At 48.7% G+C, this 24223-nt stretch carries 20 protein-coding genes and 1 pseudogene; 7 read left to right on the top strand and 14 right to left on the bottom strand.

The window, feature by feature from the left end; translation table 11 throughout:
* The first annotated feature begins 140 nt into the window (after positions 1-140).
* The gene (locus tag B0D95_RS17710) at positions 141-1046 is read left to right on the top strand and encodes an outer membrane protein assembly factor BamD (RefSeq protein WP_078045825.1); all 906 of its coding nucleotides are present in this window, start codon (positions 141-143) and stop codon (positions 1044-1046) included.
* A gap of 62 nt (positions 1047-1108) precedes the next feature.
* Here the strand turns inward: B0D95_RS17710 and B0D95_RS17705 are convergent.
* Positions 1109-2733 (bottom strand): annotated as a pseudogene (locus tag B0D95_RS17705) (NAD+ synthase).
* A gap of 219 nt (positions 2734-2952) precedes the next feature.
* Between B0D95_RS17705 and B0D95_RS17700 the strand changes: the two are divergent.
* Both B0D95_RS17700 and B0D95_RS17695 read left to right on the top strand, forming a co-directional pair.
* A complete protein-coding gene (locus tag B0D95_RS17700) occupies positions 2953-4617 on the top strand; it encodes a PAS domain-containing sensor histidine kinase (RefSeq protein ID WP_078045131.1) in 1665 nt (554 codons plus the stop codon).
* 42 nt (positions 4618-4659) lie between these two features.
* Positions 4660-6063, top strand: a complete 1404-nt coding sequence (locus B0D95_RS17695; RefSeq protein WP_078045130.1) for a sigma-54 dependent transcriptional regulator — start codon at positions 4660-4662, stop codon at positions 6061-6063.
* A 42-nt stretch (positions 6064-6105) separates the two neighbouring features.
* Here the strand turns inward: B0D95_RS17695 and B0D95_RS17690 are convergent, their stop codons facing one another.
* From B0D95_RS17690 to B0D95_RS17665, 6 genes are all read right to left on the bottom strand, one after another.
* Positions 6106-6525 (bottom strand): type IV pilin protein, encoded by a 420-nt coding sequence (locus tag B0D95_RS17690; protein ID WP_078045824.1) that lies wholly within the window; start codon positions 6523-6525, stop codon positions 6106-6108.
* A 4-nt stretch (positions 6526-6529) separates the two neighbouring features.
* Positions 6530-10177: a pilus assembly protein gene (locus tag B0D95_RS17685; protein WP_078045129.1), complete on the bottom strand. Its 3648-nt coding sequence runs from the start codon at positions 10175-10177 to the stop codon at positions 6530-6532.
* Between the two features lie 68 nt (positions 10178-10245).
* On the bottom strand, positions 10246-10803 hold the full coding sequence (locus tag B0D95_RS17680) for a PilX N-terminal domain-containing pilus assembly protein (protein ID WP_078045128.1): 558 nt from the start codon (positions 10801-10803) through the stop codon (positions 10246-10248).
* Positions 10804-10815: 12 nt separating this feature from the next.
* On the bottom strand, positions 10816-11817 hold the full coding sequence (locus tag B0D95_RS17675) for a PilW family protein (RefSeq protein WP_078045823.1): 1002 nt from the start codon (positions 11815-11817) through the stop codon (positions 10816-10818).
* An 8-nt stretch (positions 11818-11825) separates the two neighbouring features.
* The gene (gene pilV, locus B0D95_RS17670) at positions 11826-12224 is read right to left on the bottom strand and encodes a type IV pilus modification protein PilV (protein ID WP_078045127.1); all 399 of its coding nucleotides are present in this window, start codon (positions 12222-12224) and stop codon (positions 11826-11828) included.
* Positions 12225-12236: 12 nt separating this feature from the next.
* Positions 12237-12800, bottom strand: a complete 564-nt coding sequence (locus B0D95_RS17665; protein WP_078045822.1) for a GspH/FimT family pseudopilin — start codon at positions 12798-12800, stop codon at positions 12237-12239.
* A gap of 229 nt (positions 12801-13029) precedes the next feature.
* Between B0D95_RS17665 and B0D95_RS17660 the strand changes: the two genes are divergently transcribed.
* Positions 13030-13557 carry a GspH/FimT family protein gene (locus tag B0D95_RS17660; RefSeq protein WP_078045126.1) on the top strand — a complete coding sequence of 176 codons (528 nt, stop codon included), beginning with the start codon at positions 13030-13032 and terminating at the stop codon, positions 13555-13557.
* Between the two features lie 18 nt (positions 13558-13575).
* Here B0D95_RS17660 and ispH read toward each other — a convergent pair whose 3' ends face one another.
* The 7 genes from ispH to murJ all read right to left on the bottom strand — a co-directional run bounded on the left by ispH (position 13576) and on the right by murJ (position 21546).
* Positions 13576-14514, bottom strand: coding sequence for a 4-hydroxy-3-methylbut-2-enyl diphosphate reductase (gene ispH, locus B0D95_RS17655; RefSeq protein WP_078045125.1), 939 nt, complete (start codon positions 14512-14514; stop codon positions 13576-13578).
* A 2-nt stretch (positions 14515-14516) separates the two neighbouring features.
* On the bottom strand, positions 14517-14966 hold the full coding sequence (locus B0D95_RS17650; RefSeq protein WP_078045124.1) for a peptidylprolyl isomerase: 450 nt from the start codon (positions 14964-14966) through the stop codon (positions 14517-14519).
* A complete protein-coding gene (gene lspA, locus B0D95_RS17645; protein ID WP_371452553.1) occupies positions 14959-15450 on the bottom strand; it encodes a signal peptidase II in 492 nt (163 codons plus the stop codon). The genes B0D95_RS17650 and lspA overlap by 8 nt, the downstream gene beginning before the upstream one ends.
* 23 nt (positions 15451-15473) lie before the next feature.
* Entirely contained in the window at positions 15474-18272 is a 2799-nt protein-coding gene (ileS, locus tag B0D95_RS17640) for an isoleucine--tRNA ligase (RefSeq protein WP_078045122.1), read from the bottom strand.
* 67 nt (positions 18273-18339) lie between these two features.
* Positions 18340-18834 carry an MgtC/SapB family protein gene (locus B0D95_RS17635; RefSeq protein WP_078045121.1) on the bottom strand — a complete coding sequence of 165 codons (495 nt, stop codon included), beginning with the start codon at positions 18832-18834 and terminating at the stop codon, positions 18340-18342.
* A gap of 56 nt (positions 18835-18890) precedes the next feature.
* Positions 18891-19853 carry a bifunctional riboflavin kinase/FAD synthetase gene (gene ribF / locus B0D95_RS17630; protein ID WP_078045120.1) on the bottom strand — a complete coding sequence of 321 codons (963 nt, stop codon included), beginning with the start codon at positions 19851-19853 and terminating at the stop codon, positions 18891-18893.
* Between the two features lie 103 nt (positions 19854-19956).
* Entirely contained in the window at positions 19957-21546 is a 1590-nt protein-coding gene (gene murJ, locus B0D95_RS17625; protein WP_371453692.1) for a murein biosynthesis integral membrane protein MurJ, read from the bottom strand.
* A gap of 107 nt (positions 21547-21653) precedes the next feature.
* Here murJ and B0D95_RS17620 point away from each other — a divergent pair, with 107 nt between their 5' ends.
* The 3 genes from B0D95_RS17620 to B0D95_RS17610 all read left to right on the top strand — a co-directional run bounded on the left by B0D95_RS17620 (position 21654) and on the right by B0D95_RS17610 (position 24194).
* Complete coding sequence (locus tag B0D95_RS17620) at positions 21654-22418, top strand: MliC family protein (protein ID WP_149867946.1); 765 nt, start codon at positions 21654-21656, stop codon at positions 22416-22418.
* A 184-nt stretch (positions 22419-22602) separates the two neighbouring features.
* Entirely contained in the window at positions 22603-22905 is a 303-nt protein-coding gene (locus tag B0D95_RS17615; protein ID WP_078045118.1) for a YebG family protein, read from the top strand.
* A 482-nt stretch (positions 22906-23387) separates the two neighbouring features.
* Entirely contained in the window at positions 23388-24194 is an 807-nt protein-coding gene (locus tag B0D95_RS17610; protein WP_078045117.1) for an ABC transporter substrate-binding protein, read from the top strand.
* Positions 24195-24223: the final 29 nt, after the last annotated feature.

The following is a 24223-nucleotide window of genomic DNA, read 5'->3' as shown; positions in this document are numbered from 1 at the left end:
TTCTGGCTATTGATGATTTGCCAAAAACCGGAAATTGGGAGCTTTTATTGCTGCCAGATTGGTATCCGCCAAGCTCTGTGTTTAAATACCCTGCCCCGCCAAAGGGGCCTTTGTTTATTGAGATAAGAGTCTATAACCCTATGCGCGTCCTGCCCTGTTTGATGCTCAGCACCCTGGTATTGCTGACTGCCTGCTCTTCCAAAGAGCCCGAATACACCACCGAAGCGGATTTGTACAATGCCGCCGAGCAGCAACTTGAACGCAGCCAGTGGGAATCCGCCATCCGGAACCTTAACTCGCTCGAGGAAAACTTCCCCTTCGGCACCTATGCCGAACAGGCCCAATTGGAACTGATCTACGCCCAATACAGCTCGGGTGAACCAGATGCCGCCATCGCCACGGCCAACCGGTTTATTCGCCTGCACCCGCAACATCGCAATGTGGATTATGCCTACTACATGCTGGGTATGAGCTCCTTTACCAAAGATAAAGGCATGTTCGAGCGAGTGATGCCGGTAGACACCTCCAAGCGCGATCCGGGGGCAGCTCGTGAATCACTCGCCAATTTTACCCAATTACTCAACCGTTTTCCCGATAGCTCTTACGCGGCGGACGCCAAGAAGCGCATGTTACACCTGCGCAACCACTTGGCGCGCTATGAAATTCATGTGGCGAACTATTACTTCAAACGCGGCGCCTATCTGGCGGCCATATCGCGCGGCCGTTATGTACTGGAAAACTTCCCGCAATCGCCCGCTATTCCCGATGCATTGGCGGTGATGGTACAAGGCTATTACCTGATGAAAATGAATGCTCAGGCCGAAGAAATGCTGGAAATTCTCAAGCTGAACTATGCCGATTACCCCGCCCTGAACAGCAAAGGGGAATTTAATCAGGAATACATGTACAACAATGGTCAATCGCGCTGGCTGGCTTACCTGACACTGGGCTTGTTCAGCAAAGACGAAGTCACGGGCTTTGATACTCGCGCCCTGTACGACCCGCAATTCCAGAAACCAAGCACTCGCGTAACCCGGGTTAATTAATCCAGCAAACAAAGGCCGCAATGCGGCCTTTGTTGTTTCTAGCACGTTATTTGTAGAACCCGTTAGTCACCCAGCTTCCAACCAGAAGTAATCGGGTAGCGGCGATCGCGGCCAAAACCACGCTGGCTGATGCGAATCCCCACCGGCGCCTGACGACGCTTGTATTCATTGATATCCACCAATCGCACCACTCGCTCCACCTGCTCCCGAACAAACCCTTCGCTGATAATGGCCTCGGCGCTGTAATCCTGCTCGACATAAAGCTCCAGGATACGGTCAAGAATATCGTAGGGCGGCAAGCTGTCTTCATCTTTTTGGTCGGGCGCCAATTCGGCGGACGGCGGACGGGTGATAACCGTCTCGGGAATCACCGGGCTAATGGTGTTGCGGTAGCGCGACAGGGCGAATACCAGGGTTTTGGGTACATCCTTCAAGGCATCAAAACCGCCGGCCATATCGCCATAGAGTGTGGAATAGCCCACGGCCATCTCACTTTTGTTTCCGGTGGTCAGTACCAGATAACCTTTTTTGTTGGAGATCGCCATCAACACAACACCGCGACAGCGCGCTTGCAGGTTTTCTTCCGTCGTATCGCGCTTGGCGCCAGCAAACTCATCGCTGAGCGATGCCATAAAAGCTTCATACATAGGCTCGATGCTGATTGAGCTGTAGCGCACACCAAGCCGCGCCGCCTCATCAGCTGCATCATTTTTGCTAAGGTCGGAGGTGTAGCGAAAGGGCATCATAACGGCTTCAACACGATCAGCGCCCAAAGCATCCACAGCCATGGCCAGCGTCAGGGCCGAATCGATTCCCCCGGAAAGCCCCAACACCACACCTTTAAAGCGGTTTTTATTCACGTAATCGCGCATACCCAGCACCAGAGCCTGGTACACCGCCGCCGTATTTTCCGGAATGGGCGCAAGCGCTTGCGCAGGCACAGCAACCTTACCCGAGTCGCTATTGAGCTCCACGGAAAAGTCACCCTCGGCAAATGCAGGGGCGCGAAACTGTGTGGCCCCGCTGGTATCTACCACCATGGAGCCGCCATCAAAGACCAACTCATCCTGCCCGCCGACCAGATTGGCATAAACCACCGGCATTCCCCCCTCGCGCGCGCGCTGGGCAACAATATCCTCGCGCTCAAGCTGCTTGCGCTGATGATAGGGCGACGCATTGAGGCTAATCATCAGTTGCGCCCCAGCCGCCCTGGCTTGCGCCATAGGCTCGGGGTACCACACATCCTCGCAGATGCTAAGCGCCGTTGGCACGCCCTTCAGGGAGAACACACACGCAGAATCGCCAGCCGTGAAATAGCGCTTTTCATCGAACACCTGATAATTCGGCAGGTATTGCTTGGCATATTCCGCCACCAATTGGCCATCGGCAATCACACCCGCCATATTGAATAGCAGCCCCTGCTTGAAGCGGGGATAACCCACAATCAATGCCACCGGCAGTTTAGCGGCGATGAGTTCATTCAGAGCGCGCTCAATACGCAAGCCCAGGCTCGGACGCAAGAGTAAATCTTCGGGGGATAGCCCGTCAGTGTCAGCTCGGGAAAGATCACAGCGTCCACCGCGCCCTGCGCTATTGCGGCGCGGGCAGAAGCCAATACTTTTGCGGTATTACCGGGGATATCACCAACCAGCGTATTAATTTGGGCAATCGTCAAATATACAGACATAGAAATTCGTGCTTATCCAAGGGGAAAAAAGACAGGCTTAACAATAACTCGTGAATCGTTACCCACTGGGCAGCACAAGTCATGGGAAAATGGCAGAATTGGTGCAATCGCACCGCCTCTGAAACAGGTTCTGTCGTTACAGGCGCACATTGTCCGTGAAATAAACCGGTAAAGCCAAGCGGATTTTGTCAGCCATCTAAAAAGGGTTATCCATACATCATGTCTCAGGTTCAACTAGCCAGCCCGCAGGGCTATAACCCCTACGATTTACTGCGCGTCTACACCTACTATCGCACCCTGCTCGGCAGTGTGTTGCTCTTGATGTTCCAAATCGAGTTCGCCCCGCAAGTTCTCGGTCACGATAATCCCCAGCTGTTTTTCTATTGCTCTATCGGCTACACCGCCATCAATTTCATAACACTGGTTGTCATGTGGCGAGTGAAATACGCTCCATCGCAAACCAAACTGTTTGGCTCGCTACTGATTGATGTGGTGGCGATCAGTTTATTGATGCACGCCAGTGGCGGTGCGACCAGTGCCTTGGGTTATTTGCTGCTGATTGCGATTGCCGCAGGCGGCATTATGCTGCGCGAGCGCATATCGCTTTTTCTCGCGGCGATTACAACGATTGTCGTGATTGGAGAAGGAGCCTATAGGTTTGTCATCCTCACCCAAGATAGCAAAGCCGTTTTTACCTCGGGCATACTCAGCGCACTCGCTTTTCTCACTGCCCTGCTATTCCAACATCTCACCAAAAAAGTTCGCCTCTCCTATGCCGAGGCAGAAGCCCAAGCCAAACAAGCTGCACACTTACAAAAACTGGCACAACTCATTGTTGAAAGAATGCGTACAGGAATTCTTGTGCTGAACGATCAACTCACCATTGAACTGCACAATCACGCTGCACTCAAGTTACTCGGCACCAACAGTGACAGTATCGAAAACCTGTCGCTCAGTGAATTTCCTGAACTCTATAAAAAACACCAATCCTGGCAGCGTCACAGCAATGACCACTCACCCTTTTTAAAAATTGACGGCGACACACCCAATGAAATAAAAGTTAATTTTGCCTATTTGGAACCCGACAAAACGAATGAAGTATTAATTTTTTTAGAGGACGTGCGCTCACTCAATCAACAGGCGCAACAATTAAAACTGGCATCCCTCGGGCGACTGACCGCCAGCATTGCCCATGAAATTCGCAACCCGCTCGGTGCCATCAGCCACGCTAGTCAACTACTGGGAGAATCGCCACAACTTCCCCAAAGTGAACTTCGGCTACTGGACATCATCAATAACCACAGCCGGCGTGTTAACCAAATTATTGAAAATATTCTGCAGCTCTCCCGCCGCAGACCCACACAAACACTGCCCATTAATTTACGCGAATGGATACCTGCCTTTATCCGCGACTATAAAGCGGGCAAGAGCAACGGACAGCAACTGGAAATTGCCTTACTCGAAAAAAACTTGCGCGATAGCCGCAGCGAATCACACAACAGAAATATCCTCAAAGTAGGGGCACTTGAAGCCAAATTCGACACCAGCCAGTTGGGGCAAGTATTGAGCAACCTGTGCGATAACGGTCTACGCTACAGTACTAAAAAAACCGGGCGCCCCGATTTACGTTTGGAAATTGGAGTAGACATAGGCCACTACCAACCCTATATTCGCGTCATTGATTACGGCCCAGGCATCAGTGATGACAATGCCAAACATTTATTCGAACCCTTTTTTACCACCGAAAATACCGGATCAGGTTTAGGACTTTATATTTGCAAAGAGTTGTGCGAGGCCAATCAGGCCATCATTTCCTACACACGCACATCACAGGGCGAAAGTTGCTTTCACCTACAACTCGCCCACCCGGAAAAAGCCTCCTAACCTGAATAACAGTTTATTGAATGCCGCTGCGAGCAATAACGAATGACACAAAAACGCGCCTTAATTATTGATGATGAACCGGATATCCGCGAATTGTTGGAGATTACTCTGGGTCGTATGCAGATTCATACAGACAGCGCAGATTCCGTCAGCAGCGCAAGACAGATGCTGTCCAACCACAGCTACGATCTTTGCCTCACAGATATGCGCCTGCCCGATGGCAAAGGCCTGGAAATTGTTGAACTCATTCAACAGCGCTATCCACGCTTACCCGTTGCTGTAATCACCGCCCACGGCAGTGTGGATACCGCCATTGAATCCATGAAAGCCGGCGCTTTTGATTTTATTTCCAAGCCGGTTAACCTCGCGACACTGCGCAAACTGGTAAATACGGCAATCGAATCAAGCCAACTTGCACCGCAACCATTGCCCAAGCTAACACCGATTATCGGCGAGTCAAAAGCGATTCAGGATTTGATTCGCAGCATTGAAAAACTGGCGCGCTCACAAGCACCGGTTTACATCAGTGGCGAGTCGGGCTCGGGCAAAGAATTAGTCGCCCACTCTATCCACGACTTGGGCCCCCGCGCCAGCAATCCGTTTATCGCCGTAAACTGCGGAGCCATACCACGCGAATTAATGGAAAGTGAGTTTTTTGGCCATAAAAAAGGCAGCTTTACCGGCGCACACCAAGACAAGATTGGCCTGTTCCAGGCGGCAGAAGGCGGCACCTTATTTTTTGATGAAGTCGCCGATTTGCCGTTGGACATGCAAGTAAAACTCTTGCGCGCCATTCAGGAAAAATCTGTACGCCCCGTTGGCGCCGCAGAAGAACTCGCCACCGATGTACGCATTTTGTGTGCGACACACAAAAATCTTGAAGTGGAAGTGAAGGAAGGACGCTTTCGCCAGGATTTATTCTACCGCCTGAATGTTATTCAACTAGCTGTCGCCCCGCTGCGAGAAAGACGCGAAGATATTCGCCTGCTAACCCAGCACCTACTCAATAAACTCGCGACTGATATTGGCATGCCCGCGCCCAGGCTTTCTATAGATGCGCAGCGCGTGCTGGAAAATTATCATTTTCCCGGCAATGTGCGTGAACTGGAAAATATTCTGGAGCGCGCATTTACACTCTGCGACAGCAATATCATTGAAGCACAGGATTTACAATTACGCGGCCAAGGCGTAAACCCCGATAGCTCTCACGAAAAAACCTATGGCAGCGGAACACGTACATCATCACGCAGCAATATAGTCGACTATCCCGCACGTTGTGCAGAATATTCATCATTAGATGAATACTTACAGGATGTTGAAAAAGAAATTCTGTGCCATGCCCTGGAACAAGCGAAGTGGAATAAAACACTGGCAGCAAAACATTTGGGGATTAGTTTTAGATCTTTGCGTTACAGATTGCAGAAGTTGGGGTTGGATGATGAGTAAGGCCCCCACTTACTAACGAGGGCCATTACTCATATAAAAATACTACCAACATTCCTGAGGTAATGCCTGCCCCATATGATCAAGTGTCAGCGCTTCACAGCCAGTATCCGCCAGTTGCGGCGCGGCGACCGCTGTTGCAGTTAATGTATAAGTAGTCGCTGCAGTATTTGTTATGGTGATTTCATACAATCCACGTCCACGAGTTTTATAGACAGGACCGGTCGTTAACCTTTCAAAAACCGGACACAAGTTTTCCCCATTTGGATCATCGAAACGACCATAGGTCGTGAAGCATTTTTGAAGCCTTTGAGCCACATCTGTCAACTCGGTTTTAGCTTCTGTGCGATTACTTTTTCTCACTGACCCCATATACGATGGGTAAGCAATTGCCGCCAAAATGGCAACAATTGCAGTAGCAACCATCAGTTCCGTCAACGTAAAGCCCTTATTGTATTTTTTCATAAAATCACTCTAATTCCTGCCAGGATTGGCGATTAAACAATTCACAAGGGCGACTTCCGGTATTACTAACCTGAGTACCATCACTTTGGATGCCAACAACAGCAACCACACCACTTCCGCCTCCCACAGCACCACAATCATTGCTGGCTGAACTGGAAGAACCTGAGCTTGTACTACCACCATTCCCACCAACAGAACCAAGCTGATAGGTCCCCTCAATCGAGGTAGGTTGCCCAAAGATAGCAACATTCAATTTAATATTCCCATTGACTCCTAACACCTTGTAATCTGGATTGGTATTACCAACAGCAATCAACTCCATAAACCAACCAGATCCACCGGATTCACAAGCATCCTCACTTGGAATGACAGTAGGGAATATCAGACGATCAAACAACAATAAAGGTTTAGTAATAACTCGTTCATTCGCTGGAAAATCCAAATACCATCCATCAACCGTCCCCCAACTGACAGCATTGGTTTTACTTGCTGTTATTTCGTTAGAGATGTAACGCTGTGCCGCTGTTGAGTTACTTGCTATTGCCTTTTGATGCAATGATGAACGGTTTTTAGCGACGGGAATAACCGCACCTTTATCGGCTATTGCATAAAAGCTCTGCACATCACTTGATGGCTGGTTATCATTCGCAGCAACATATTGCCCAGTACCAAAATATACCATTACTCTTGCCGGGCTAATCTCCGAGTTAAAACCCAGTGTTGGGCTTGCCGTGATAGGTTGACGCACACCATTTCGACTAGCCACAAATAATGGCGTTGTTCCATAAGCAGACTTCCATGATGATCCACCTGAGGATGAAGACAAGTCAAACTTCCACAGGTTTCCTCTCATATCCCCAGCATAGGCATATGTAATATAACCGTTGGGGTCAGGTAATAATGCAGGTTGGGATAAAGCGCTTTCACTAACGCCATCTGTTGCGATAAATACAGTACGAGTAGCACCTATACCATTGTTAGACGCACGCTTCCATTCATCCTCAATATCGATCACGCCCAAATAAGCACGAGCAAGACCGTCTTTACTAGAGTTATATCCATTACCAACAAAAATCTTCCAGCGATTATCTTTAGCAGGTGCAATAACTGGTAGACGAGTGATATTTCCCAATTCTGGGTATTGAGCCTGTGTAAGCTCAAATAATACATTTGATGCACCAAAGTTGTCAGGATCAGTTACATCCAGTACATAAATGCCTCTACCACCAGCACCTAAAGAACCAACGAGAATATTACGCCACTTACCGCCGATGTAGGCATCGGAGATATAAATAGGTCCATCTACCAGATACCTATGCAAATGCGCATTATCTTTCCCGTAAGAAGCTGAAGCCAGATTAGGAAGATGTGGTATTACCTGCGTAGGCACATATGAAAACATTTCTCTACCCGCAGGGACTGCATCACTAATGCTAGTACGAGCATTGAACGCATGCATCATTCCATCATTTGCACCAACATAAATCATTTCGCGTCGATTTTTCTTTTTAGTATTGTAGTACTCCAAGTAATCATTACCGCCCAACTCAGCTGGCAATCTATCGTAACGCATATTATTCGTACCTGCATAAGCAGGATCGGAGTTAACAATATCACCTAACAACTTAAGGCTATTTGATGTTTCATCAAGCCTTGAACGCAAATCAGCTGGATTAGTTGGCGCAATCTCATTAACGCCTCGCACCCAATTTAATCGAGCTTCGCCGATAGTATTGTCACCACCCGCATTTAATGCAGTCTTCTGATCAGCAGTCAAATTTCCCCAGCGAAACTCTTTTCCAACTACACCATTGAAAGTATATATATTCCTGTTAGATGCATTAGGAATAGAAGCACTCCACAGTAAATTACCAAAAGTACCATCGGGCTTCAAAGAAGTTGCCTTCAATTCGCCAGTCCAATTGGTGCTATCAAACAATGCATTATAAATAACGCTACCAGTATTTAAGCTAGTTGAGTTGGCCGCGGCCGCAGCCGCATTGTTGTTTTTTCTAGCACTAATATCCTGCAATAATCCGGACAGACGCTTTGCAAAAATATCAGGCTCACTTGCACTAAAAAAGTCGCCTCTTCCATTAATTGCCGCATGCACCATGTCATCAACCTTAGTCCCATCTTCAGCGGAGGCGACTAAGTTAGGCCAAGGAATATTGATGCCTTTTAAGATTGACTCTGCAACATTAGGTACAGGAGATATATTTCCCTCAACTCCCAAACCAATTGTAAAAGTTGTCATATGCTGCCAAAAAGCAGGATCAACCTGATTGGGTTTCACCTTATTTGCAAGAGTTGGACGCAAATCCTTTTTCCAGTAAGCCATAGCCACATCAGCCAAACTGTTAGATTGATTGTCAGCGAATGGAGCTGATGGCTTGTATTGATAAGTTGTATTGAAAGCAGTACCAGGCGTGTGATTAGTAATTACATCGCCATTGGCATTATCGGCATTACCTACCGAGTCAACTGTACTAGTCCAATAACCATCGGACATCAGTAACGCGTAGCTAGCTCGGCATGCTACGTGTGCTGTTGCATCACCACTTCCCGGGCTTTTTGACCATGGACCGTTGTTATCTGCACGCTCAAAATACTTTCCTACTGTTTCAAGGGCGTAGGGCAAAGGTGTACCACCATCAATCGGTACTGTGTAAAGTTCATTTATAAACGATGTTTTCCGCGCAGAATCAAACTTCCTTACACCTGTTTTAATAATGGCAGTGCTAACACCATCAATAGTATTAGAGCCACGATTGATTGTTCCAAAACCAACACGGATATCATCCTGCTGGCTTGAAAAGGCGCGCCCGATTCCTGCTCGAGCGGTGAGCACTCGTGAACGATAATAAGTGTACCAATTTGCAAAGTTCTGAATTTCTTGTGCATAAGTACAAACAGTTATTCCTGCATTAACATTACAGTCTGTACGGTTTTCACTAGTACGTCCGTGCCCAGTATAGGTACTTGTTGCGCCTTGGATTTTTACTTCTGTATAGTTCGCATCAACCCATTCTTGCCCTGCGGCACTAGAGCCAGAGTACCAATAATAGGTTGCAGGATAGTATGTCCAGCTATTATTGGTATTGGCCGCGATGGTTGAACAATTACCAAGCCCGGTACAGCTGACCCAAATAGAAGTTCTGCCTGCAAAATTACGAGTACCATTGCTTGTCAAATTGCGACATTTAGTCTCATCTGTTCCTGAGTTCATAGGATTATGCAATGCACATGTTGGGCTGGCATTAGGCATAGTGGAGCCATCCGCAGCCACCCAAGGGGTATAGCGCTTGGATGGATCATAGTAGCTTGCATTAATTTTGGAGCGAAACAACTTACCGTAGACAGATCGATCTCCCGGCGCCACCGCACGTGTATTGAATGCATTATTTCCGTAATACCCATTCGCAGCAGGAAATGCAAAAACAGTATTCGCAGAACTCCCCATACGGTATTTTTCTGGTGTAATTTCAAATTGCATCGACCCAGAATCATCTAATATAAACATCAAGTTAGGCTCTGCACCCGATGTAAGGAATAATGGTTTCTGTGAAAGCGCAATTGCATGAGTATTGGCAGAATAAATAACCCCAATACAATACAGCACAAATATGGCACCAATTTTCAGACTGCCCATGGAGATTGCCTCACTGCGGGTTCAAAAAGAGTTTCAGGGAAAATATAGAATTACAGCAGGTATCTCTATTACTGCCGCCGGTATAGCGACTGCAAATAGGTAATAGAGCTATCGGTTACTCCAACTCCCCGCCCAGTAATTCTATAAATCATAATTTCTGGCGCATTTTGCACACCAAGGAGATCAACTGCACGACCATCTGATCCCGGCACATAAGTAACATCCAGCTTCTCTACCACATATCGGGGTTTGTCATGGATCATCTTCAAATCCATATCAGTGAGAACAGAGAATTGTGTTGTTTTATCAAACCACACAAAATTATTGCGCCAATGAGACGACACCGAGCCGGCAGCAATTTGCTCAACGAACCCCACTGTAGCGCCACCAATGTTTGGGGGATTTACACCATTAACAGATGCCTCAGCATCACGCAAAGCGGCCTCGGCAGCTTGAAAAGATATTTGCTTATCACGCACATTGCCCGCCATTAATTCCTGCAAGTTACTTCCTTTAATTGCCGACACGCCTACTATTGTCATTAAAAGCACCATTACCAATGCCACAATCAGAACGGCACCTGCTTGGCGTTGTTTCATTGTGTTGCTGTGTAATTTGAATTGCATCTGTTTCACCTACTAAGGCAATTGATTCCGCAATGCAACCGTGGTTGCAAAAACCTGACGTAGCCGGAAGTCATCTGCTGGAATATTTTGATTATTAAACCGGTAGGTTTGTTTTTCATCCAACACACGATCGTCAATGCTTTCGACAAGCAGCTCTATTTGCATACTGATGACAGGGTCACTCTGGTTATTCCACAATCCATCGAGTGTTCCAATCGCATCTAAATAAGCATTCGGATTACTAAAACGATTATAGCTAGCGGCAATATTGGCAACACCTTCCAATAACTCTACTGCAGCTCCTGAATTAATGCGCTGAAACAAACTTGGTCGCCCTGATACACCTTCGCGAACAAAATAAGAGACAGTTTGAGCAGAAGATATCTGAGCACCTATAGTGAAATACTCTTTATAGTTTAGATAGTCGCCCCCCCATCCACCTGCATATTTTATTTGTAACGTAGCACCGCTAGGAGCAATGGATGTAGGTTTAAACACAACAGTTTTCTGATAATCAGCTATCATTAAATCATCAGTTGGGCAAAGCCCGTTATACCGAGTAGCACCATCACTGCATGCTCCAACCTCTGTACTTCTCAAAGTGACAGTAAGCAACCCCGCTTCTGCAGGCAAAATCAATGCTGAACTCTCACCTGCCAGCGCCCCCCGAATAACTAGTACATTAGTACCATTCATCGGTGCTATATCGGCTGCAGAATTGCTCGCTATAACAGAAACACCATTTACATAATCATTTGCATAATTGACTGGCGCAATTTTATTGCTTATTGCGGATATTCTTCCCCGAAAACCAGTAAAGCCAGCCATTCGCAGATCACGATTAATAAACTCTACCGCTAAGCGCCCTGTCTCTTGCACTCTAGATGTTGCCTGCTGAGTACGAAACGTATCTTTACTGGATATAAATAACTGAATTACCCCAGTCATCAATATTAAGCCCAGGGTTATTGCTATCATCAACTCAACGAGAGATAAGCCTTTTTGGAAGCGCATAAAAAATCCTAAAGTCGTGTGCTATAGGTAAATGTGGATGCCTGCTGATCTGCGTCATCTTCTGTACGAGTAAACTCACTCCAGGTAAGTGTAATCGTACACAATCGACCCGCATTGCAATTCAAATTTACCACCCCATTAGGGAGTAAGTTTTCTGCAAGGTCATCCATATCATCTTGGACAGGCAAGACAAGAGCACCGGGAGCCATGGGGCTAGCCATCCTTACTCGCTCTAATATGTCGTAAGCCAAAATATTGGCTTGTGTTCTTATTAACGCCTCGTGATTTTGTTGAAGAGATCGGACTTGTAGAGCGGAAATTGCCAGCAATGATGTTCCCATCAAAAGCACTGCTACCAGCACCTCAATTAGGCCTACGCCCCGCTGTAAATCAATCGTTTTCGTCACAATAAAAATTCCTCAAGGATTGGCATCACAAGCGATCTTCGCCACATTCACAATTCCTGAAACACCCACAGTGATTCGCCGTGCCTTATCACCTTTACACCCATTGAGCTTTGCTTCAACAACCACCGGGGTAGGAGGATTATTTAATCTGGCCAAAGCCCCCAAACCTGTAAATCGAATATAATTAATCGCAGCATTATTCGTCTGAACGGAAATCTCGCTATCAGTAGCGGCCTTATTCCATCGCCGAAGAATATTACTTATGCCGCCTTGCGTAGTTAAGGGCGCAGCATTATCGGCAGCAGCATAATCAACAAAAATGATCCAACCATCAGTCCAAGCAGAATTAGTGCAAGCGGCGCCATTGTCACTTGGGCATAACGATACTCTGCCAACGCGCTTTACGGCCTCCATGCGGGCAAAATTTAAGGCAGATGCAAATTCTTCGCCCAACGCCTCTGAACGATTATTTTTTATCTGATCTGAAAAGCTGGGAATTGCAACCGCGACGACGATAGAAACCACCACTACCGTCACCATAAGCTCAACTAATGTAAACCCTTTGTTTCTATTCATTATTTTTTGCCTATATGCAGGAAAACTGTGACGATTAGCTAATATAGCAATAATGCCCTCATAGATGGATAGACAACAAAACAGGCACTGATTATATTTAGCTTAACGGTACCACATCTTGCTTCTAATGGAGCTGGTAGTGCGATATCCGGTCAACAAGGACGTATGAACGGCCCCTGATAGGAGCCTGGTTAGCATCAACGACCAATACCAAGGAAAGGTTCACCTTATGAAACAGCAGGGTATTACTCTCATCGAATTAATCGCAGTACTCTCTATATTGGCAATAGCCATCTCTATTGCTGCCCCCACTTTTTCTGAACAAATCAAACATACACAGACAAAAATCGTCATGCATGACTTACTACGCGCCATAGAGTCTGCACGCACATTGGCAGTAAGCAGCAACAGTCGCACCATTTTATTTGCAAATCAAAAAGACTGGACGCAAGGCTGGAGTTTATTTATTGATAAGAATAATGATGGGGTATTAAATAATGATGAAATATTACAGCAGGTAACGGCAGTAACTTCCAAAATAAAAATTGAAGCCAATAGCCATGTGAAAGAATATATCTCCTTCATAAGTACAGGAGAAGCCCGAAAAGTAGGGAAGAGCAATGGGGGCGTATTGCAACTGGGAACATTCAATATTTGCCCGACCATAAAGGGCAAGGGCTATGGCTTGGTAATCTCCAGAGGAGGAAGAACGCGAGTAAAAACCTTAACAGTGGCGCAATGTGACCAAATCAAATAGCCCTGCAGATTCATGGTTTTACAATCTTAACGCCTTCGGCAAAGAAAAACTGATGTTTTCCGGTGTGCCATCCATTTCAATAGGGGCTTGTGCGCCGCAGGCTTTTAATTTATCGATTACTTGTTTTACCAATATTTCAGGGGCGGAGGCGCCTGCGGTGATGCCGATGCTAACGCGGTCTTTAATCCATTCAGGATTAATGTCTTCGGGGCCATCGATAAGATAGGCTTCTGTCCCGCAACGCTCGGCCAGCTCTCGCAGGCGGTTGGAGTTGGAGGAGTTGGGGGAGCCAACAACCAGAACCAGATCGCACTCCAGGGCCAATTGGCGTACGGCATCCTGGCGATTAGTGGTGGCGTAACAGATATCGTCGCGACGCGGCCCCTGAATTTTGGGAAACTTATTGCGCAATGCTTCAATGACTTTTGCCGTGTCGTCCATGGAGAGCGTAGTTTGGGTCACATACGCTAGGTTTTCTGCATCATTTACCTGTAGTGCCTCAACATCGGCCTCATCCTCCACAAGATAAATAGCGCCGCCATTTTCAGCACTGTATTGCCCCATGGTGCCTTCTACTTCGGGGTGTCCTTCGTGACCAATCAGAATACATTCGCGCCCTTCGCGACTATAGCGAGTGACTTCAATATGCACTTTAGTGACCAGCGGACAGGTTGCATCGAATACTTGCAAACCACGCGCTTCTGCTTCCTGACGCACAGCTTGTGATACACCGTGCGCACTGAAAATCAAAATAACATCATCGGGAACCTGTTCGACTTCATCAACAAAAATGGCGCCGCGCTCGCGCAAGGAATCCACCACAAATTTATTGTGCACCACTTCATGGCGCACATAAATTGGCGCACCGAATACATCAAGGGCGCGATTTACAATATCAATTGCGCGATCGACGCCAGCACAAAAACCACGGGGATTAGCGAGCTTGATTTGGGTCATGATTAATGCACCTGAACCGGTTCGATTTTAAGGATAGCCACTTCAAATAAAATATCGCGCCCCGCCAATGGATGATTAAAATCCACCACTACAACATCGTCATCAAATCGCACCACGACACCAGGAAGCTCGGTTTTTTGTGCATCGGCAAAGGACAGCATCAGGCCTTCACTCAGCTCCAAATCCGGGCTGAACTGGCTACGTGCAATTTCCTGGATATTATTGGGATTGCGCTGACCAAAACCATCCTCAGGTTTAATCACTAGGGTTTTGTGCTCGCCCTCCAACATACCAAACAAGGCTTTTTCAAATCCGGGCAGAAGGTTGCCATCGCCCACGGTAAAGGTGGCTGGATCGCGCTCAAAATTGGAGTCCACCATTTCGCCATTGTCCAACTGCAGGGCAAAGTGCAGGGTAATTTTAGTACCAGGACCAATTGCTAATTCACGCATTCTCTTTTTTCTCTTTGCTAAACAACATATCAATAATCAATACGGCAGCGCCCAGACTGATCGCCGAATCAGCAAGATTGAATGCAGGCCAATAATTATCCTGGTAATGCACAACAATAAAATCCACCACATGGCCATGTACGATACGGTCGTACAAGTTTCCCAGGGCACCACCCAAAATAAACGCCAGGGCGAAAGCTTCACGCGGCTTTTGTTGGGCGCAACGCGCGATCCACACGCTCAGCAACACACTCGCGACTAACGCAATCACTGCAAAGAACCAGCGCTGCCAACCACCAGCATCGGCAAGAAAACTAAATGCCGCGCCGGTGTTATAGGCCAGGGTAAAATTGAAAAACGACGTAAACACCAAGGTTTCGCCATACTCAAATGCGGCTTCGATTGCATGCTTGCTGACTTGATCCAATGCCACTATCACAAGTGCAACGACATACCAAAACCAGGCTTTCTGATAAATTTTCAACGGCAATAACTCACTGATATTCATTAAGCAAAGTGACGGGTTTCGCCCGCACCATCCACATTTTCAACACAGCGCAAACAAATAGTGGGATGCGCAGCATTGGCACCCACGTCAGCGCGATGGTGCCAGCAGCGCTCACACTTTGTATGTTCGGATTTTTTCACTGCCACTTGTAAACCGGCAATATCGGTTGCTTCAGCATTTTGCGCTTCACCTAGTGGGCGAATTTCAGCGGTAGATGTGATCAATACAAAGCGCAATTCGTTGGCAAGTTTGTGCAATTCGCCGTGCAACTTTTCGTCGCAATACAAAATGACTTCAGCACCTAATGAACCACCCACTTCGCCTGCAGTGCGTTTTGCCTCCAACACTTTGTTTACGGCGTCTTTCACTTGCGCGATCAATTCCCAGTAGCTGTCAGCAAAGGAATCTACAGGCATTGCAGGCAATTGATACCATTCAGCGACAAACACATTCGCTTCGCGCTCGCCGGCAATTTCTTTCCAGATTTCATCGGCAGTGAAACTTAGAATCGGTGCAATCCAGCGCACCATCGCTTCAATCACGTAATGCAATGCAGTTTGCGCGGAACGGCGAGCAAGCGCGTCACCTTTTACGGTGTATTGGCGATCTTTAATAATATCGAGATAGAAACCGCCCAACTCAACCACACAGAAGTTGTGCAGTTTTTGGTAGATCAAATGCAATTGGTAGCTGTCGTAAGCAGCGATAATGTCTTGCTGCAATTGTGCTGTACGCGCCACAATCCAGCGATCCAACTGCAACATATTTTCAACAGGAACAGCATCAGTTGCCGGATTAAAGCCGGTGAGGTTGGACAAGATAAAGCGCGCGGTATTGCGAATGCGACGATAGGAATCAGCGGTGCGCTTCAGAATTTCATCGGACACACTCATCTCAGTGCTGAAATCCGTTGCAGCAACCCATAAACGCAATACGTCCGCGCCCAAGTCGTTCACTACTTTTTGTGGCGGAATTACATTGCCAATGGACTTGGACATTTTGCGCCCTTGCGCGTCCACCACAAAACCATGAGTCAGCACGGTTTTATAAGGAGGAACGCCATGCATCGCCATGGAGGTTTTTAGCGATGACTGGAACCAACCGCGGTGCTGGTCTGAGCCTTCCAGATACAAATCTGCCGGGAAACGCAAACCACCGCGTTGCTCAAGTACCGCGTAATGCGTTACGCCGGAATCAAACCATACGTCCAAGGTATCAGTGACTTTTTGATACTTATCGGCGTCGGCACCGAGCAATTCGGCAGCATCCAGTTCGAACCAGGCATCCATTCCGGCCAGCTCGACTTTTTGCGCAACGGCTTCAATCAAGCGCGCAGTTTCCGGATGCAATTCTTGCGTTTCTTTATTCACAAACAACGCAATGGGAACACCCCAAGTGCGCTGGCGGGAGATACACCAATCCGGTGACGTTGCGAGCATGGCATCGATACGCGCTTTACCCCAATCCGGCACCCACTCAACCGACTCCACCGCTTGCGCAACTTGATCACGCAAATTGTTTTTGCTCATGCTCACAAACCATTGCGGTGTTGCACGGAAAATCAGCGGGGTTTTGGTGCGCCAGCAGTGTGGGAAGCTGTGGGTAATCTTGCCTTGCGCGAGCAGCGCATTTTTTTCAATTAAAAGCGCAACTACTTTTTCATCCACTTTGTAAACGTGATCGCCCGCAAAGATTTCTACGTTCGGGCGATAGGTGCCGTGATCATCGATGTAGTTAAGCGTGCCTATGCCGTATTTCACACCGACATTAAAGTCGTCGGCGCCGTGATCTGGTGCGGTATGCACGAAGCCAGTACCGGCATCAGTAGTCACATGATCACCGAGAATCACTGGAACCTGACGCGCGTAGAAAGGATGTTGCAGCAACAAGTTTTCCAATACAGCGCCTTTTACACGGCCAACGATTACATGGTTTTCAATTTTTGCGCGTGCCAGCACACTGCCGATTAACGTCTCAGCCACCAGCAAACGTTCGTCGCCCACTTGCACCAAGGCGTAGTCCACTTCTGCATTGGCAGAAACCGCTTGATTCGCAGGTAAAGTCCAAGGAGTGGTTGTCCAGATCACCAACGAGATTTTCCCACTGCCACTCAACTCGGCAATTGCTTTTTCAATTGCAGCTTGATCGACAAATGCAAATTTTACATCGATAGAAAATGAGGTTTTATCCTGATATTCCACTTCAGCTTCTGCGAGCGCGGAGCCACCGACAACACTCCAGTACACAGGTTTAAAACCTTTGTGTAGATGGCCGTTTTCAGCAATTTTTCCGAGCGAGCGAATAATGTCCGCTTCGAATTTATAATCCATAGTGAGATAGGGTTTATCCCATTCACCTAAAACTCCCAAGCGCACAAAATCAGCCTTTTGGCCTTCGACTTGTTTGGCGGCATATTCGCGGCACTTATTGCGGAAAGTCTTTACATCAACCTTATCGCCTGCCTTGCCGATTTTTTTCTCGACATTGTGTTCGATTGGCAGGCCATGGCAGTCCCAACCCGGCACATAGGGCGCGTCAAAACCACTTAAGGTTTTGCTTTTGACGATAATGTCTTTGAGGATTTTGTTAACCGCGTGACCGATATGAATATCGCCGTTGGCGTAGGGTGGGCCGTCGTGCAAAATAAATTGCTCGTGACCAACACGTGCAGCGCGAATCTGTTGGTACAGATCACTCGCTTGCCATTGTTTGAGCATGTCCGGCTCGCGCTGGGCGAGGTTTGCTTTCATCGCAAAACCGGTGTTGGGCAAATTCAGTGTTGTTTTGTAATCGGTCATGATTCACGGTCAACTTGTTAACAAAGGTGTTTAAAAATATACGGCGGCAATAATATGCCATACACATTTACAATTTGCGTTTGGCGGCCATCAGCTCTGCAACACGCGGAATAACGATTAATATCATCAGCGCCAACAAGGTGCAGAGAATTGCCGATGATTCGCGCCCTAAACCAGCCGCGACGCCGATGGCAGCAGTTAGCCAAATACTGGCGGCCGTTGTTAAGCCTTTCAGGTCTTTTTCATCGGTGCCCTTAAGTATGGCGCCCGCCCCCAGAAAACCTATACCGGCGATAATACCCTGTACCACGCGACTCAATTCAGACTCGGAGAGCCCGGCCTGCATGGGAATTAACACAAACAGTGCAGCGCCAATGGACACTAGCATGTGCGTTTTAATCCCGGCCGCTTTGCCACGCTGCTCGCGTTCAAAACCGAGGATTCCGCCCAACAACGCCGCCATTAATAAACGGACGGTGATGGTGGTAATTTCAGTGACGTCCTTGAGGTCAGAAAACTCTATCACTACCGTATTGGATATTTGCTGCCATACGCTACTCATATTCCGAATCCCAGTTAGGTACACGTCAAAAAAGAACAGCGAATTGCGGCAAGACCTTAGTTCATAGGAGCAGTGTCGCGCCGGAAAAAAGCCTGTCCTTGGGCAATATCGGCTTGCAGCTGTGTTTGCAGTTCATCCAGCGAGTTGAATTTCTTTTCATCGCGCAATTTGGTGTGAAACACAACATCAATCATCGCGCCATAGACTTTGCGGGAGAAATCAAACAGGTGCACTTCCAACAGTGGTTTTTTGTCGCCAGTCACTGTGGGTCGCACCCCCACATTGGCGACGCCCTGATGCACACTGCCATCCACAAAGCGGGCACTGACGGTGAATACACCGTGCAAAGGCGAGCGGTAGCGACGCAAGTGCACATTGGCAGTTGGCACACCGAGCTTACGCCCCAACTGCTGGCCGTAAGCAATACGCCCGCTAATGCTGTAGGGCTTGCCGAGCAGGGTTTCTGCCTGGGCAAAATCACCCATTTCCAGCAGGTGGCGGATACGTGTACTGCTCACGCGCTCACCATTTATTTCAAGGGTACAGGTATCGGTTACGCCAAACCCGCGCTCAGCGCCTATTTTTTGCAGCAGGGCGAAATCGCCGCGGCGATCACAGCCAAAACGGAAATCGTCGCCCACTACCAGATGCTTGATATCCAAACCATCCAGCAAGACAGTTTCGATAAAGGCTTCAGCGGTCAGCTTGCGCAGCGCCTCGTTAAATTGCACACAGAGGACGCGCGCCACACCGGCAGCCAATAAGGCTTGTACTTTTTCGCGCAGGCGCATGAGCCGCGCGGGGGCCTTATCGCCGGAAAAAAATTCGTGTGGCTGAGGCTCAAATACGATGACCACGGCAGGCAGGTTGTAATGCCGGCTGACATCCATTAACTGACGCAGTATGGCTTGATGACCGAGATGCACGCCATCAAAGGAGCCGATGGTTGCCACGCAGCCACGGTGCCAGGGGCGCAGGTTATGTAACCCGCGAATAAACGCATGTGCCGCTGGATTCACGCTGTGCTCTGCCCTTAGCCAAATTGCCTGAAAAATGAAGGCGGGCAGTATACAGGAGCCGTGGCACCTGAGCCTACCCCGAAAGCGGTTACCGCTGTCCCAATCACTGTTGCGCCTTGAAGTCGCGCAAACGCACGCCTACCGCAAAGAGCATCAGTAGATAGGTGGCAAAGCCGATCGCGCAGATTATCGCCAAGCGCAGCACCCGCTCCAGCACAGACCATTCATGCCAGCCATTCCACAACAGCAGGAATACCGCCAGCACCGCCACCATCATCAGGTTGGCAGCGCCGTAGCGCAGCCATATCTGCGGCCACTGGGCGGCGGGCGTATATACGCCCGCACGGCGCAATCCACGGTAGAGCAACCAAACGTTGACATAGGCGGCCATCGCCGTAGTGAAAGCCAGACCGACATGCCCCATCCCCCACAGAATCACCAGCGGAATCACCACAACAGGCTTCATCAGCATGTTGGCAAACATGGCGATAATCCCGATACGCACGGGCGATTTCATATCCTGACGCGCGAAATAACCAGGCACCAGCACCTTGATCAACATAAAGGCGAACAGGCCGAGCGCGTAGGCCTTGAGACTGTAGGACGACATCAAAATATCACTTGATTCCATCTTGCCGTGATAGAAGAGCGTGTAAAGAATCGGCTCGGCCAGAATGATCAGCGCGAGCGTTGCAGGCAGTGCAATCAGCACCACAAAACGAATCGCCCAATCGAGCATCTGGCTGAATTTCTCCCCCGATTGTGCCGCACTCAAGCGCGAGAGGCCGGGCATGATCACCGTCGCAATCGCCACACCGAAGACCCCCAGCGGCAGCTCTACCAAGCGGTCGGAATAGAACAACCAGCTCACGGCTCCATCACCGAGCATGGTGGCGATAATCGAATCCAGCAACAGGTTCAACTGGCTTACCGACACCCCAAACAGTGCCGGCGCCATGAGCACCAAAATGCGTTTAACACCGGGGTGCGACCAATCCAGCTTGGGCGATGGCAGCAGATGAATCTGCCGCAAAAACGGCAATTGGAACAGCAGCGAAAAAATACCTGCCACCACAATACTCCACGCCAATGCGTAGGCGGGATTAGGAAAGAAATCTGCGACAAGAAGCGCGGCAGCGATCATAAAAATATTGAGAAATACCGGTGTCACGGCCGGGATCGCAAAGCGGTCGTAACTATTCAGGATTGCCCCGGCAAACCCGGTGAGCGAAATCAACATCAAATAGGGAAAAGTGATCCGTACCAAGTCGGTTAACAGCGAAAACTTCTCCGGCTCATCGGCGTAGCCATAACCGAAGATATAGGCAAAACCGACTGCACCAACCACACCAATCACTGTGACTAACAACAAGATTGACCCGAGGCAACCGGCCACCTTATCAACCAACTCCTTCACTGCCGCATGGGTCCCTTTCTCGCGGTACTCCGAGAGCACCGGAATAAAAGCCTGGGAAAAGGCGCCCTCGGCAAATAAGCGGCGAAAGAAGTTAGGGATTTTCTGCGCGATGGCAAAAGCGTCCATCGCTCCACCCGCGCCCAACACACTTGCCAGGACTATATCGCGAACCAATCCCAGCACCCGCGATATCATGGTCATGGAGCCGGTGAGCAAACTGGAACGCAGCAGGCTTCTGGGCTTGGCTGGCTTTTCGGGGGATGGGCTTGAGGGCAACTCGGCGTTAGACACAGCAAATCCTGCAGGGGGTAAAAAGATGCAGCATTATCAACGGCTGATATACTCAGGCACAACACCTAGTCATGGGGATCAAGGAGAATCTTATGCGTAACCTATCGCGCGTTGGAGCTGCCGTCATTATCAGCACCGCTGCACTGATGGCAGCCTGCAACCAACAGACGGAGGACAGCCATGCCACGTCGCCCTCTACCAGCGCCGCTGCCGTCGCCAAAACCATGCACCCAAGTTGGGATGCCGATCAGGACGGCATCAATGATTGCGAAAATGACGGCAGCTGCGATCACACTGTCGATTATTCACAACCTCGCCCATCGATTGCGCCAACCTTTGACTGCACCAAAACCGACAGCAGTATTGAAACCCTGATTTGCCAGGACAGCGAACTGGCCGCACTGGATATAAAATTGGCAGCCGTTTATGCCGCCGCCAGCCAAAAAGTCCAGGAACAGGAACAACAATCACCACTCCTGACAACTGGGCAGCGCGGCTGGATCAAAGGACGCAACGACTGCTGGAAGGCAGATGATAAAAAAGGCTGTGCCAAAACCGAATATCAGCGCCGGATTGCCGAGCTGCAAGCCCACTATCAACTGGTAGAAAGCATTGGCCCCATTCGATTCCAATGCGGCGATTCCCCTGCCGATGAACTCATCGTAACCTTTTACGAGAGCGATTCACCTACCCTCATTGCCGAGCGCGGCGATTCCGTGTCGCTGATGTATCAGGTTCCCGCCGCCAGCGGCAGCAAGTACGAAGGGCGCAACGAGAGCTTTTGGGAGCACCAGGGCGAAGCACGTGTAGTATGGGGCTATGACACACCGGAGTTTGTGTGCAAAACAACACGCTGAACCGCCAGCAATGCCGCCCACCGCTTTAGCACAGATCACACAGAATATTGACCAACGCGATTACAGCTACACCCTGGGAGCCGGCCTGAGCTTTTGATGCCACCGCCGGAAAACAGGGTTGACAATCCTCCCCCTCGCAGATACTGTATATAAAAACAGTAACAACCTTTTGAGGATTTACCCCATGGCAGTAGTCGCCGTTTGGTTATGTGATCGGGATGGCAGTATGTTTGAAGACAGAAAAATCGCAGAAGAGCACGATAAGTATCTGGAACTCGCTGCCAACATCACCCAGTTAATTGAAGACAATATCCCCGGTATTGACGAGCAACACAGCGAAGCGATTGGGCTTTTATTGGCGCAGCGTCGCGAATTATTAGCCAAAGCCTGCAAAGGCAAACCCGATGAATTATTGCAGCCGTTTACCTATGAAAAACCTGCAACCCTGAACAGCAAAACCGGCGCCGCCACGGACAAGGACAACTAGGCAGCAGCGGTTTCTGTAAGGCGGGTGCGCCCACAACACCCGCACCGTTAATGGCCGCCCACACAGCCATTAACAACCACACAAACAACTGAATCACCACTCAGCGGTTTGTTCGTGTTCAGGTGTGCTTTTGCCGCGTGCGATCACTACTCCCCAGCAGTTGTTGCACGCGTCAATTACCCACCGGCTTCCAACCATTCGCCAGTACCCGACTTGTCAGCCACAAGCGGGACCACTGGTGAATCGCTTTTACCACCGCACCTTTCCTATGGAACCTCAACGGGTGCGGTGGTTTTTTCATTTTCTTGTGTTATTGTCATTATCACCATATAACTATTTGCTATTGCTTGCCGTAGTGGATAAACCATAAAAATAAACTTGTGGATGAAAATAACATGTACGCAAAAACGCCCCAGAGTCCCAACCGTAATACCTGTTTAATACTCTGCGCAATACTGTTTTGCGTGTTTCTTAGTGCGTCAATGAACAGCCATGCAAACACACTGCGCGTAGTGCAAGGCAACAACAGCATCGAAGTCTATGCAAAAGGCTTGCTGACACTGGCACTTAGCAAACTGCCAGAGAAATACGAACTGCAAGAAGCCGCACAGAATACCAGTGAAGAACGGATTGTCAGTTTGCTGATGGACAATCAGTTGGATGTTGTCTGGTACGCGACTACCAATGACCTTGAAGAGCGCCTGCAACCTATCCGTATTCCTATCTATCGCGGCTTACTGGGCTACCGGGTAATGCTGATTAAAAAAGGTACCCAATCACGGTTTGATGGCATTAAGACCCTGAAAGATTTGCAAGGTCTCTCACTCGGCCAAGGTCGTTTTTGGGCAGACACTAACGTGCTTACCGCTAACAACCTCAATGTGGTGAAGGTATTAAAGTACGAAGGGCTTTTTTACATGCTGGATGGCGGGCGCTTTGATGCCTTTCCCCGTGGAGCCCATGAGCCCTGGTCGGAAATGCAACGTTACCCCAACCTCGCGCTGGAGGTAGAACAAAACCTGCTGCTCTCTTATATCAATCCTTTTTATTTTTTTGTGAATAAATCCAACACTAAATTGGCAGCAGATATTGAACGGGGCTTGCGAATTGCGATTGCTGACGGCAGTTTTGAAGAATACTTTTTTAACGACCCTACCGTAAAAGATGTAATGACCAAAGCCAACCTGAAAAACCGCACCCTCATCCAGTTGGAAAACCCGGGCCTACCGAAAAAAACACCCGTGGATGATGCATCCCTGTGGTTCAATCCTTATAACCATGACGAGTAAATACTAGCGAAGCCTCGCCCTGCCAAAAC

The sequence above is a fragment of the Cellvibrio sp. PSBB023 genome, from assembly GCF_002007605.1.
Lineage (GTDB): Bacteria > Pseudomonadota > Gammaproteobacteria > Pseudomonadales > Cellvibrionaceae > Cellvibrio.
This window is presented reverse-complemented; position numbering and strand designations above follow the sequence as displayed.